We start from the raw sequence: 13,643 nt of genomic DNA, 5'->3' as shown, positions 1-13,643 counted from the left end.
ATCTATAAAATAAAAATACGATTCACGGGGAATCCGTCACATGACCAAAAAGTACAGTAAGTTCCTACCAGGTTCTGAAGATTTTTCTTTAGAAAGCTTTCCATTTTACTGGGTAACGCAAGTACATGCACAGTATGTACTCAATGTCGATCATGCTTTAAAAAAGTATGGTTTAGATAACTCACGTCGTCGTATTTTACTGGCTCTAGATTCAAAGCCACATGCCAGTGTTTCTGATTTATCTGACATGGTGGTCTCTAAAATGTCGACAACCACCAAAATTGTTTATCGCTTAAAAGATGAAGGATTGGTTGAAACTTATTCTTGTGAAGATGATGCACGTATCACCCGTGTTCTTCTCACCGAAAAAGGTGTTGAAATGACCAATAAGATTAATGATCTCACCAGTGTTGTACTTGAGCAATCATTTGAAGGCTTAACACCTTTGCAAATTGAAAAAATGATGGAAAGCTTAAAACACGTGTTTAAAAATTTAGCTCGCTAAACCGTTTAAAAGTCGAAAAAGTTGAGTTGGGGACTCTCTTTTTCGACTTTTATTTTAGGCACATGTGAACATTCAAACTCTCCAACAGGAAAGCCTTTTACAAAGGATTGAATATTCGGTGATTTCCAGCTGAGCCACTCCTCTAAGCGTTCATGTGGAATCACGATCACTGAGCGTTTCACATTCCCCGGCTCATGAAACTCCCGCATCATTGGGTGGTCTATAGCATCCATTGTAAGCATGGTGGCTGAACGCACTACCTCGCCTGCTATACGACAGATTTCATAAAGTGCAGCAACAAAAATCACTTGACCATCCTGTCGTCTAACACCCCATCTCTGCGGCTTTTGTTCTATATATTTGGACTCATAAAATTCAAAAACTGGGATCACCCCAAACTGATATTTGAAAGTGGCCTCAATAAAACTGGCCTTTTGCAGAAGTGTCTCACTTCGAGCATTATAGGTTTTGCTTGCAATACTCTTATCTTCTGCCCATTTCGGTATTAAACCAAAATGTACCTTACGCCACTCAAGACCTATATTTGATTTGAACAATAAAGGCAGCTCATAACCAGGATAGACTTCTTCGACATAATCAAACGGAATTTCAGGTAGACCAAGCTGTTGTACTTGAGCAAGGGTTAGAGGTTTAAAATTAGCGCACATGGATTTTCATCTAACTTGATGGTTAACAATAGTATGACGAGCTTTATATAGCGAATTGTATAAGGCTTTTATCCGCATCGTCTAGTTGAGATACTGATTCAACCCCACGCTTAAACCCATTTATAGCTCTGAGCAAGCACTAATCTATAGACTCCTCTCACACGTGAGTAAATCAAACCTATCGCCCCCCTATAGACACAATACGACTTATTCCAGCCAATAAAAAAGCCTCCGAAGAGGCTTTTTTAGCTTTACAGATTAGTCACCTGTATAACCTTTTAACTTCAAACGTGCAGCATGCAGAAGTGGTTCTGTATAACCTGATGGCTGCTCACCGCCTTTAAACACTAAATCATAAGCTGCTTTGTATGCATAACCATCGAAGTTTGGCGCCATAGGGGTGTAAAGCGGATCGTTTGCGTTTTGCTCATCTACGATTTTCGCCATACGCTGCATCACTTCTTCAACTTGCGCCGCAGATACGATGCCGTGACGCAACCAGTTTGCAACGTGTTGAGATGAAATACGTAAAGTTGCACGGTCTTCCATTAAACCAACGTTGTTGATGTCTGGAACTTTCGAACAACCTACACCCAAGTCAACCCAACGCACAACATAACCCAAGATCCCTTGAAGGTTATTTTCAAGCTCTTTGGTTTTCTCTTCTTCAGTCCAGTTGGTATCTGTCGCTAAAGGTGGTGTTAACAAATCATCTAATGATAAAGGCTGAGTATTCAATAATTCTTTTTGACGCTCAGACACGTTGCATTGGTGGTAGTGAATCGCGTGAATGACAGCACCAGATGGAGATGGAACCCATGCACAGCTTGCACCCGCTTCTGGATGTTCAATCTTGGTTTTATACATGTCTAAAAGCATGTCTGGTTTTGGCCACATGCCTTTACCAATTTGTGCTTTACCACGTAAGCCCGCTTGAAGACCGATCATCACGTTACGGTTTTCATATGCTGGGAACCAAATTTGTGATTTCACTTCGCCCTTACGAACGAATGGACCTGCTTCCATAAAGGTATGGATTTCATCACCTGTACGGTCCATAAAACCTGTATTAATGAAGATGGTACGGTCTTTCGCTTGCGCAATACAGTTTTTCAAGTTTACAGAAGTGCGACGCTCTTCATCCATGATACCGATTTTTAACGTTTTTGCAGGCAGGCCAAGCGCTTGTTCTGAACGCTCAAACAGCTCAACCGCAAAAGCAACTTCTTCAGGGCCATGCATTTTAGGTTTTACGATGTACATTGAACCTTTACGAGAGTTCTTGTTTTCGTTTTCACCTTTAATGTCTGCAAAAGATAATAGCGGAGTGATTAATGCATCCATGATACCTTCGTAGATTTCAGCACCATCTACAAGAATCGCAGGGTTGGTCATGAGATGACCCACGTTACGAAGAAGCATCAATGAACGGCCATGAAGTTTCGTTTCACCACCGATCAAGTTTTTGTGCGTACGGTCTTTATTCAAAGTACGCGTAACAGTTTTACCATTTTTCTCGATAGACTCTGAAAGCGTACCCTTCATCAAACCTAACCAGTTACGGTAGCCTTCAACTTTCTCTTCTGCATCTACAGCAGCGATCGAATCTTCTAAATCCTGAATAGTCGTTACAGCAGCTTCAAGAACTAAATCTTTTACGCCAGCGGCATCTGTTTTACCAATTGGGCTGTTCGCATCAATTTCAATTACAACGTGTAGGCCGTTGTTTAAAAGTACGATTTCTGTTGGAGCCGATTCTTCGCCATTAAAACCAACAAATTGTGCTTCTTTAGCCAAAGTCGATGTCGAACCGTCTTTTAACGTCACAACTAACTTTTTGCCTTCAACTGCATATTTTGTCGCATCAGCATGCGAACCATTCGCTAATGGGAAGGTTTCATTTAAGAAGTTTTTAGCAAATGCAATAACTTTGTCGCCACGCACAGGGTTATAGCCTTTACCTTTTTCCGCGCCACCGTCTTCTGGGATCACGTCAAAACCGTAAAGTGCGTCGTATAAAGAGCCCCAACGCGCGTTTGCAGCATTTAAGCAGTAACGTGCATTACGCACAGGTACTACCAATTGCGCACCAGCTAATAATGCGATTTCTTCATCTACATTTTCTGTGCTGATTTGGAAATCTTCTACTTCTGGTACCAAGTAGCCAATTTCAGTAAGGAAAGCTTTGTAAGCTCCAAGTTCAAATTTGTTGTTGCGGTGCCATTCATCGATCTTCGCTTGAATGTCGTCACGCTTAGCCAATAGTGCTTTGTTCTTTGGGCTAAGATCGACAACGACTTGTTCAAAGTTTTTCCAGTAAGTTTCACTGTCCAAACCTGAACCTGGAAGTGCTTCATTTTCGATGAAATCGTAAAGTTCTTTAGCAATCGCTAACTTGCCTTTTTGAATACGTGCAGTCATTGTCTTTCCTGATATTGCTACTTTTTATACAAGAGATTCTAGTATACCGATTTAAACTTGGCTGAATAGTAATATCACCGTGCGAAATAGTGATCATTTTTTATTTAATAAAATATACAAACTACCAAATAAAATACTGCTCAAGGCACAAGCATTATCAATTTACAAAATGCTCTTTAGTAGTTTATTAAGTTTTTGAAATGCCGAAATTAGACTTAAGTGCAGTTTTGTATATTTTTTACACTTAAAACCAATATTCTCCCTATTTTCAATCCTGATTAAGCCATGATTATTCAAAAAAGTCGATAAATTAATCGATGAAAATGCACATAAAAAAAGCACCCTTTTGGGTGCTTATATTTTTAAATTTCTTCTTGTTGTTTACTTGCTTCAGCTTGTATTTGTCGATGCGCTTCATTCAAGTAATCATCTGATTGCATTTCCAATAAACGTGAACGCGTGCGTTCAATTTCAAAGGCTAATTTATCACCAGAGTACAAATCGATAATTGTATCTTCTGAGGTTAAAATCAGTTTTACCCCACGATCATAAAACTCATCGACCAGATAAATAAAACGACGTGTGCCTTCAGAAAGATAATCGGTCAAATGCGGAACATTACTCACCAACACCGTATTATAAATATTTGCAATTTCGATAAAGTCAGCAGGACTACGGGGTTTTAAACACAGCTCTGAATACTCACACCATAAAACATCTTCAGTATGCCCGACCGTTTCTACAATACGATTATTAATAATAATCGGCTCATCTGAAATGGTTTGAGTCTGTGTCAATGCGCTAAAACGCTGTGCGATCCAGCGTTGGTGCTCATGTGTTAAAGGTGATTTAAAGAGTTGCGCTTGCTTTAAAACACGCAAACGGTAGTCCACGCCTGCATCTACATTTAAAATCACACACTGCTGTTTCACCATTTCAATGGTTGGAATGAAACGATCACGGTGAATGCCGTTTTTATATAAACCATCTGGCGCAATGTTTGAGGTTGCCACCAAGGTAATGCCACGTGCAAAAAGCTTTTGGAACAAATCACTAAGAATCATGGCATCCGTCACATTCGAGACGAAGAACTCATCGAAACAAATAACCACTGCTTCTTTATAAATTTGATCCGCAACTGCATCTAAAGGGTTACGCTGACCTGAAAGCTTGTTGAGCTCACGATGTACATGTTGCATAAAATGGTGAAAGTGCATCCGTGTTTTACGACGAAAAGGAATTGAGTCATAAAACTGATCCATCAACCATGTTTTACCACGACCTACACCACCCCACATATATACACCACGGGGAGAAGTTTGACGGCGGAAACGACGGAATGCTTTTTTAGATGCCTTAAAACGTTGAATTAATTCATGCCAAACGCGATCCAACTCATGAACGGCCTGAGCTTGTGCCTCATCAGACATGAACTGCCCGGATGCTAAGGCTTGCGCATAGCGCTCTGCAGGAGATAAAGGACTGAATGCGGTAGGTGAATTAAAATCTGACATATCATTTAATACTGTTTTTAGGCTATATCAATTATAGCGGAGTGGAAAAGTTAATATATAACACTTTGGCATAATTATGCTTAGGCTATTTCCCATATTGTCGTGGACTGTAACCAAACCACCGTTTAAATGCATGATTAAAGGCTGCAGGCTCCGAGTAACCCAATAACTCTGCAATCATTTCAATGGAATATTCCTGATATTCCATCAAATGTAGTGCACGATCTTTCATTAATTGCTCACGAATTTGTTTATAACTGCTATTTAACTGTTGCAACTGATGTCTTAAGGTTCGCTCTGGCAAATTCAAAGCTTGCGCGGTTTCAGCCATGGTCGGCAGTAAACCTCGTTGCAACTCCAAATAATCTTGTACACGTTGAATCAGACTCGGTTGCTCTGCCGTTTCTTCCAAACGTTGTAATTTCGCCTGACATTTGCCTGCATAAACGTTAAATGTCATCAAATCTGCTGAAGGAATTGGTACATTTAAAACCCATTCGTCAAACCAAAATTCAGCTTGCTGCGTACCAAAACTCACTTGTTGACCATAAACCTGCTGATAGAGCGCCAGTTTTTTCGCATCTTCAGGTCGTGCAACAGGTAAAGTAATTCGAATCTCAGGCATTTCCAGCCCAATCATCTTATAAATATCTTGTAAAAACTTATAGGTTCCCGCTATCTCAGAATGTGCACGCAACTGTCCCACAGACGTTTGTAGGTCTCGCGGTAGATAACATAGTGCGACTTGATCATTTTGTTTTTTTAAACCCAATAAGCCACTCAAATGCGTCAAACTTTGATAGCGAATACCCTGTTCTAACGCGGTGTGTGTCGTTGGACTGGTCATCAATAACATCAGTAAAGGGCCATATCCCGCCAAGACATAATGCTGACCAATGAACAAGCCTTGCTCAGGCTCAATATCCTCTGCAATGATTTTCAAAATATCCCACTCTAGAGCAGGATGGATGATCGCATTCGGATCAAGCGACTCCACACGTAAGCCAATGCTTTGTAACTTTTGATCGACTGCGACTCCTGCTTTACGCATTCCTTGCATCAAATACATCAAGCCAAGTACAGAACGTTTCATAATCAATTAAAAGCAAAATATTGGCCTATGTTTTACTACAGCCACCTAGCGTACAACAATTGCCGAATCTATCAATTTTCTTGTCAGGGCTATCATAGACCTTCTGGATAGTTGCTCTACAATTAAGTAAAACAAAAAGGAAAAAACAAATGCAGGCAGCAAATTCAACAACCCCTCAGGTAAAAATCGCCATTATTGGTGCAGGCTTTGGTGGTTTAGCTATGGCTATTCGCCTTTTGCAAAATAATATTCGTGATTTTGTAATTTTGGAAAAGGCCAGTGACATAGGTGGCACATGGCGTGAAAACCAATATCCGGGCGCTGCTTGTGATGTACAGTCACATCTCTATTCCTTGTCTTTTTCACCCAAGACCGACTGGTCTAAACGTTATGCTGAAGCACCTGAAATTTATCAATACATGCAAACACTTACCGCTGAACATCAATTGCAGCCTTATATCCGCTTTAATACTGAAGTCAGTGCTGCACATTACTTAGAAAATCAGTGTTTATGGCAACTCACCCTTAATCAAAATGAAACTCTGACCGCTCAATTTGTTATTTTCGCATCTGGTCCGCTGCATGTACCACAAATTCCGTGTATTTCGGGTATCGAGAAATTTAAAGGCAAAGTTTTCCATTCATCACAGTGGGATCATAACTATGACCTCAGCAATAAAAATGTTGCCTCTATTGGCACTGGGGGTAGCGCGATTCAATATATTCCTGAAATTGCAGAAAAAGTGAAGCAACTCTACGTACTACAAAGGACAGCTGCATGGGTTATTCCTCGGGATGAACGTCGTTATTTACCGATTGAGAAAACACTGTTTAATCGATTTGATTGGTTTCGAAAAATTCATCGAGCTCGTCTGTATTGGACAAATGAATCTCGTGTAGTTCCCATTATGAAACCAAAGGTCATGAAATATGCACAAAAACTAGCAGAAGCGTATATTCACCATCAAGTCAAAGACCCTGAAACCGCAGATAAGCTGATTCCCAACTATATTATGGGTTGTAAACGCATCCTGGTCTCCAACAAGTATTACCCAAGCTTTAACCGTAAAAATGTTGAGTTGATTACCGATGATATTTTGGAATTAACTGAGGACAGTATCATCACCAAAGATGGGAAGAAGCGTGCAATTGACTGCCTCATCTATGGCACAGGTTTTGTGACTGACCCACGTATTTATCTTAAATCCTTTAGCTGTACAGGGCTGAATCATGTTGAGCTTACAGACGCATGGCAAGATGGGGCCGAAAGTTACTATGGAATTAGCACCAAAGGTTTCCCAAACTTATTTCAGCTTTTAGGGCCTAATACAGTCTTAGGTCATAACTCAGTTATTTTTATGATTGAGTCACAAGTAAATTACATTCTACAGCTCATCGAGATGGCAGAAAAAATCCAATCTCAAGCAATCGTTGTGAAAGCAGATATTCAAGACCAATTTAATCAGTATTTACAAAGTCAATTTACAGATACCATTTGGCAATCTGGCTGCGTCAGTTGGTATCAACAAGAGGACGGGAAAAATTTCTCTTTATGGCCCAACTATACATGGAGGTATTGGCTAAAAACACGAAAAGCCAATCCAGCAGACTATCGTTTTTTAAATTCCAAGCAAGATAGTCAAGCAATAAATTAAGATCGCGGTCATAATAAGTTAGTATTTTTTCACACTTTATTTGACATGCAATCGTTTTGGTTGATTTTTCAGCTTCTTATTTGTTTAGCACTTGGATTTGTTTTGGCGCGTCGTTTGCCCAAATGGCTTGAACGACTTGCCTTTCAAATCCTGCCCTATTTTACGTATATTCTCTTAATTGCAATTGCGATTGAGTTTTCAACGACTTTGCATAGCATTGCCGAACCTTGGCAGATACTCAATCATGCAGCTCTTTTAGCAGTTATGACCAGTATCGGTGCTTTTGTCTGTTGTTACATATTATTTAAACTTTTGGGTTATCAACCGAGTCATGGCAAAGTGTCCATGAGCCTTGTGAGCAAGTCATTAATCAATATCAGTTATGCATTTATCGCACTGGCCTTGGGTTATGGATTGTCGGAGTTATTTTCAGGTTTCGGTTATACCCTTCATATCAGCACATGGAACTTGTTACTGGTTTTCATGTTTCTGATCGGGCTTGATTTAGCCTATTCGCCACTAGATCGTTCATGGTTGAACTGGCAAATACTGCTCGTTCCACTTGGTTGTATTCTTGGTTCAATTATCGGGGCGTTTGTAACGGCCTATTTTGTTCCGAGCATTCAACTAAAAGACCTGATTATGTTGTCTCAAGGTTATGGTTTCTACTCTATGACTGGCATTGTGGTCACAGAGTTAAAGAATGCACATTTAGGCAGTATTGCTCTGATGAATGATTTGTTCAGAGAAATCTTTGCGATTGTGTTTATGTACATCATTGGCTGGCGTTACCCTCGCTCCGCAATTTCATCTGCAGGAGCTACAGCAATGGATGTTACACTACCAATGGTCAAACAAGCCTGTGGGAATGACTTTATTCCACATGCCATGGTGAGCGGTTTCATCCTGTCAGTTTTGGCACCAATTGTTGTGAGTGTCTTGGCTGCTCTGTAAAGCATAGTGTTCTATTCAATGCTGTCTTTTTATTTTGCTATTGCCACTTAGCTCAACAAAAAAATCTTTTTAAAATTTAATCCATAAAAAAGCCTTTCGAATGAAAGGCTTTTTAGATTTCTAGTCGCTTAAAGCGTCGCTAAAATATCTTTGAGCATCTGACACGGATTTGCAGACTGCGTAATTGGTCGACCAATCACTAAATGTGTTGCACCGTCTAACATTGCTTGTTTTGGCGTTACAATACGCTTTTGGTCATCCGCACTTGAACCCTCAGGGCGAATGCCCGGCGTCACCAAGGCAAACTCTGAACCCAAAGCCTCACGCAGCATTTTTGCTTCTTGCGCTGAACATACCACACCATCTAAACCACTGTCTTTAGTCAGTTTTGCTAAACGTTTGACTTGTTCAAATGGTTCAATATCCAGACCAATATCGGCTAAATCTTCACGTCCCATCGAGGTTAACACCGTTACTGCAATCAGTTGAGTGTTATAGTTACCCGCCTTTAAGCGCTCAACGCAAGTTTCCATCATTTTACGGCCACCTGAAGCATGGACATTTACCATCCAAACCCCCATATCTGCAGCAGCACATACCGCTTGCGCAGTCGTATTTGGAATATCGTGAAATTTTAGATCTAAAAAGACTTCAAAGCCTTCACCATGTAAAGCTTTAACAATAGATGAGCCTTCATGGGTAAATAATTCTTTACCGACTTTTACACGGCATAATTGAGGGTCTAATTGCCCAGCAATTGTCATTGCGTCATAATGACTTTTTGCATCTAAGGCAACAATAATACTCATGGGGAGACCCTTCAAACTCACAAAATTATGGCATTATACGGATTAAGCCTAAAACGACCAAGACTATTTTTCTAAAAACCATTTAAAATTCAAACTAAGTTCTTTATTCATATACTTTTTATATAGTTATCAATATTTTAAATCACAATAAAAAACGCCTTTAGCTATATATCCAAAGGCGTTTAAATCAAACTTGCTTCAATACTTCTAAGATAGAAATCTTACTTGATATTGTGGCTTAAAGCGGTGTAGATGGACGATCATTAGGATTGATGTCTAACACCGTTTTCTCATGTCTTGTATGTGCTGCTGCTTCTGCAGCAGCCAGCTGAGCGGATTGAATCTGCTCTTTACGAAGGTGATCAATGTCTTTACGTAGTCGCTTAATTTCCCAACCTTTCTGGAATACACGAAATACCTGAACACCAATTAACAAACCCAACACAATCCCTAAAGCCATTGTTAATAATAACAATAGACCTAAACGCATTGCTGGAACCTGTATAAACAACAGATCAACGGTTAGCTCAGTTCCGTTTTGTAGTACCAAAGCTAGGCAGTAGCCAAACAGTACAATTAATAATGCGAATAATACGTAACGCATAAGCACCCCAATAAATTTTATTCGCCTGCAGTCTCGTTTACTGCATCACGTAATGCTTTACCTGGTTTGAAATGTGGAACAGCTTTAGCAGCCACTTCTACCGACTTACCCGTTTTAGGATTACGCCCAACACGAGGCTCACGGTGATGGAGTGCAAAACTACCAAAACCACGAATTTCAATACGATTATCAGAAGACAAAGATGCAATCATTTGATCAATCATAATCTTAACAGCTTCTTCCACTAATGGCTCTGCTAAGTGCGGGTTTTTAAGAGAAATACGCTCTATTAAGTCAGACTTATTAAGTGCTTCAGTAGTCATCTGCGACCTCTTTAATTATCAAGCTACCTTGTAGATAGATTGATAATAACCTGTTTAAATACAAAACGGTAGCGTAATAAGTGAATACTACGCTACCGTTTATTGTATTTGTGTAAAAAGTATTAGTTAACTTACATTAACAATACAATTCAAACATCTACTTAGTTGCCCATTTGAGCTTTGATCAAATCACCAATAGTCTTAGGACCATTGTCTTGACCAGTAGTTGCTGTCTTCAAGTTAGCAACTGCTTCTTTCTCTTCAGCTTCGTCTTTCGCTTTGATAGACAAGTTGATAGAGCGAGATTTACGATCTACGTTGATGATTTTCGCTTCAACTTCTTGACCAACTTCAAGGAACTTAGTTGCATCTTCAACGCGGTCGCGGTTGATTTCAGATGCTTTAAGAGTCGCTTCAACTTCGTCAGCTAACTTAAGTGTTGCGCCACGAGCGTCAACAGCAGTTACAGTACCTTTTACAAGTGCACCGCGTTCGTTAGCAGCTAAGAAATCGTTGAACGGATCGCTGTTCATTTGCTTGATGCCAAGGCTGATACGGTTGCCTTCAGCGTCTACAGACAAGATAACCGCTTCAACTGTGTCACCTTTCTTGTAACGACGAATCGCTTCTTCGCCTTGTTCGTTCCAAGAAATATCAGACAAGTGAACTAGACCATCGATACCGCCTGGTAGACCGATGAAGATACCGAAGTCAGTGATTGACTTGATAGTACCTGAAACTTTTTCACCTTTGTCGTGGTTCTTAGCAAACTCTTCCCATGGGTTAGCACGAGTTTGTTTGATACCAAGAGAAATACGACGACGCTCTTCGTCAACTTCAAGAACCATAACATCAACTTCGTCACCAATCTGAACAACTTTAGATGGGTGGATGTTTTTGTTCGTGTGGTCCATTTCAGAAACGTGTACTAAACCTTCAACGCCTTCAGCGATTTCTGCGAAACAGCCGTAGTCAGTTAAGTTAGTTACGCGAGCTTTAACGATTGAACCTTTAGGGTAACGGTTCATGATCGCTAACCATGGATCTTCGCCTAATTGCTTAAGACCTAAAGATACGCGGTTACGTTCTTTGTCAAACTTAAGTACTTTAACAGTAACTTCTTGACCAACTTCAACAACTTCTGATGGGTGCTTGATACGCTTCCAAGCCATGTCAGTGATGTGAAGAAGACCATCAATACCGCCAAGGTCAACGAATGCGCCGTAGTCAGTAAGATTTTTGATAGTACCAGTAACTGTTTGACCTTCTTCAAGCTGAGCAAGAAGAGCTTCACGGTCAGCTGAAGATTCAGCTTCCATAACAGCACGACGAGATACAACAACGTTGTTACGTTTAGCATCAAGTTTGATTACTTTAAATTCTAACTCTTTGCCTTCTAAGTGAGTAGTATCACGAATAGGACGAGTATCAACTAAAGAACCTGGAAGGAACGCACGAACTGGACCGATGTCAACAGTGAAACCGCCTTTAACTTTACCAGAGATAACACCAGTAACGATTTCGCCGTCTTCAAAGATTTTTTCAAGTTTAGTCCAAGTTTCAGCACGTTTCGCTTTTTCACGTGATAAAACTGTTTGACCCATGCCGTTGTCAAGCGCTTCAACAACAACATCAACAGTGTCGCCAACTTGAACTTCAAGTTCGCGTTGTTCATTTAAGAATTCAGCGCGGTCAACAATACCTTCTGATTTAAGGCCAGTGTCAACTGTTACCCAATCAGAATCGATGTTTACTACAACGCCTTGGATGACAGCACCCTTTTCAACGTTGAGGTTTAATTCGCTTTCTTCAAAGAGGGCTGCAAAAGATTCGGTCATGATATACCTGATAAAGTCAGCGGTCTTGGATCAGACAAGGCCGGTTTAGTTAAGCGTCTACATAGTCCATTTTGAACTGATCAAGCTATGCTTCTGCTGAATATAAAAATTCGTTAGTTTGCTAATTGCTTATCGATATAAGCCGTCATAAGCTGAAATACCTCATCAATGTTCAATTCAGAACTATCAATGATGTAGGCATCAGCTGCTGGTCTGAGTGGAGCAACTTCGCGCTCCATGTCACGTTTATCACGCGCCTCAATATTAGCTAAAATATCGTTTATTTTAGCATCCAGCCCCATACCCTGCAACTGCTTTACTCTGCGTTCAGCACGAGATTGGGCTGAAGCGGTTAAATAAATCTTGGCTTGAGCCTCTGGAAAGATGGATGTGGCCATGTCTCGACCATCTGCAACCAAGCCTGGTGCTTGTGCAAAAGCATGCTGACGATCGACTAGCGCAGCTCTAAGCTCAGGAATTGTTGCAACTTTTGATGCAAACTCACCAACTCGCTCAGTTCGAATGGTTTGACTAACATCCTCACCATTGAGCAAGACTTGTGTGCCTTGTGCAGAACTTAAAAATTGTATGTCTAAATGTTTAGCAATTTCGACACACTGACTCAGTTCGCTTGACAAAGCATCCAACAAATCTTGTTGATGCAATGACAGGCCCAACAAGCGATATAACGCTCCCGAATCAAGTAAATGAAATTGATAATGGGCTGCTATTTTTGCAGCCAGTGTGCCCTTACCCGAACCACTTGGACCATCAATTGTGATTATTTGAACTGTCATTGCTTACCCAAAGTTTGTTATACAGATTTAGCGAGTTTTGAAAAACCTAGTTTAATCGCAGATTTAAGCTGTGCAAGGATTAATTTACTTACAAAAGGTGCACGTGCCTGTAATTCAATCGTATAGGTCACTAACGTTTTATTCGAGTCAATCGGCTCAAACTCAATAATACCCAAATGATGTTTGATGAGTGGATTTTTAATAATCTTGTATTCAATACGTTCATTCACATTCATTAATGTGATTTGCTCTTGCAAAGGTTTAATTGGACCAAAACCCATACGACGCACAGAACCAAGCCCATCAGGACGTTCTGGATCTGCTGAATCTTTCACTCGCACCACTTGAACTGGTGCAAAAGCGACGTTATAGGTTGAATGTTTAGAAAGTAAATCAAATACCTGCTCTACAGGTGCATTAAATTCTTTTTTAATCTGAATATTATTCATGGTGGTTCCAGCG

Annotated in this window: 13 protein-coding genes; 3 read left to right on the top strand and 10 right to left on the bottom strand. The window is 40.3% G+C overall.

The features are described 5' to 3' along the window. The first annotated feature begins 40 nt into the window (after positions 1-40). A complete protein-coding gene (locus tag AC4CU2_RS07395) occupies positions 41-505 on the top strand; it encodes a MarR family winged helix-turn-helix transcriptional regulator (protein ID WP_004696885.1) in 465 nt (154 codons plus the stop codon). Positions 506-510: 5 nt separating this feature from the next. On the opposite strand, the gene AC4CU2_RS07390 is transcribed toward AC4CU2_RS07395, so the two are convergent. From AC4CU2_RS07390 to AC4CU2_RS07375, 4 genes are all read right to left on the bottom strand, one after another. Next, a complete protein-coding gene (locus AC4CU2_RS07390) occupies positions 511-1,173 on the bottom strand; it encodes an SOS response-associated peptidase family protein (RefSeq protein ID WP_490768549.1) in 663 nt (220 codons plus the stop codon). A gap of 258 nt (positions 1,174-1,431) precedes the next feature. Further along, positions 1,432-3,594: a malate synthase G gene (locus AC4CU2_RS07385; RefSeq protein WP_279740871.1), complete on the bottom strand. Its 2,163-nt coding sequence runs from the start codon at positions 3,592-3,594 to the stop codon at positions 1,432-1,434. Positions 3,595-3,956: 362 nt separating this feature from the next. Continuing rightward, the gene (gene zapE / locus AC4CU2_RS07380; protein WP_004696878.1) at positions 3,957-5,108 is read right to left on the bottom strand and encodes a cell division protein ZapE; all 1,152 of its coding nucleotides are present in this window, start codon (positions 5,106-5,108) and stop codon (positions 3,957-3,959) included. Between the two features lie 85 nt (positions 5,109-5,193). After that, entirely contained in the window at positions 5,194-6,201 is a 1,008-nt protein-coding gene (locus AC4CU2_RS07375) for an AraC family transcriptional regulator (protein WP_490768548.1), read from the bottom strand. 149 nt (positions 6,202-6,350) lie between these two features. On the opposite strand from AC4CU2_RS07375, the gene AC4CU2_RS07370 reads away from it, so the two are divergent. Together AC4CU2_RS07370 and AC4CU2_RS07365 are read left to right on the top strand one after the other, a co-directional pair. Continuing rightward, positions 6,351-7,856: a flavin-containing monooxygenase gene (locus AC4CU2_RS07370; protein WP_490768547.1), complete on the top strand. Its 1,506-nt coding sequence runs from the start codon at positions 6,351-6,353 to the stop codon at positions 7,854-7,856. A gap of 45 nt (positions 7,857-7,901) precedes the next feature. Continuing rightward, a complete protein-coding gene (locus AC4CU2_RS07365) occupies positions 7,902-8,810 on the top strand; it encodes a LysO family transporter (protein ID WP_490768546.1) in 909 nt (302 codons plus the stop codon). 128 nt (positions 8,811-8,938) lie between these two features. On the opposite strand, the gene pyrF is transcribed toward AC4CU2_RS07365, so the two are convergent. The 6 genes from pyrF to AC4CU2_RS07335 all read right to left on the bottom strand — a co-directional run bounded on the left by pyrF (position 8,939) and on the right by AC4CU2_RS07335 (position 13,630). Beyond that, a complete protein-coding gene (gene pyrF / locus AC4CU2_RS07360) occupies positions 8,939-9,619 on the bottom strand; it encodes an orotidine-5'-phosphate decarboxylase (protein ID WP_004984814.1) in 681 nt (226 codons plus the stop codon). A gap of 238 nt (positions 9,620-9,857) precedes the next feature. Next, positions 9,858-10,223 carry a lipopolysaccharide assembly protein LapA domain-containing protein gene (locus AC4CU2_RS07355; protein ID WP_004696867.1) on the bottom strand — a complete coding sequence of 122 codons (366 nt, stop codon included), beginning with the start codon at positions 10,221-10,223 and terminating at the stop codon, positions 9,858-9,860. A gap of 17 nt (positions 10,224-10,240) precedes the next feature. Further along, positions 10,241-10,546, bottom strand: a complete 306-nt coding sequence (locus tag AC4CU2_RS07350) for an integration host factor subunit beta (RefSeq protein ID WP_004696865.1) — start codon at positions 10,544-10,546, stop codon at positions 10,241-10,243. A 161-nt stretch (positions 10,547-10,707) separates the two neighbouring features. Continuing rightward, entirely contained in the window at positions 10,708-12,384 is a 1,677-nt protein-coding gene (gene rpsA / locus AC4CU2_RS07345; RefSeq protein WP_004696863.1) for a 30S ribosomal protein S1, read from the bottom strand. 113 nt (positions 12,385-12,497) lie between these two features. Further along, positions 12,498-13,181 carry a (d)CMP kinase gene (cmk, locus tag AC4CU2_RS07340; RefSeq protein WP_004984817.1) on the bottom strand — a complete coding sequence of 228 codons (684 nt, stop codon included), beginning with the start codon at positions 13,179-13,181 and terminating at the stop codon, positions 12,498-12,500. 17 nt (positions 13,182-13,198) lie between these two features. Further along, positions 13,199-13,630, bottom strand: coding sequence for an SRPBCC family protein (locus tag AC4CU2_RS07335; RefSeq protein WP_004696860.1), 432 nt, complete (start codon positions 13,628-13,630; stop codon positions 13,199-13,201). Between the last annotated feature and the right edge of the window lie 13 nt (positions 13,631-13,643).

It is taken from the genome of Acinetobacter sp. 797_lipA (assembly GCF_058243025.1).
Note: the sequence above shows the minus strand (reverse complement) of the source record. Positions and strands in the feature narration are given on the sequence as shown.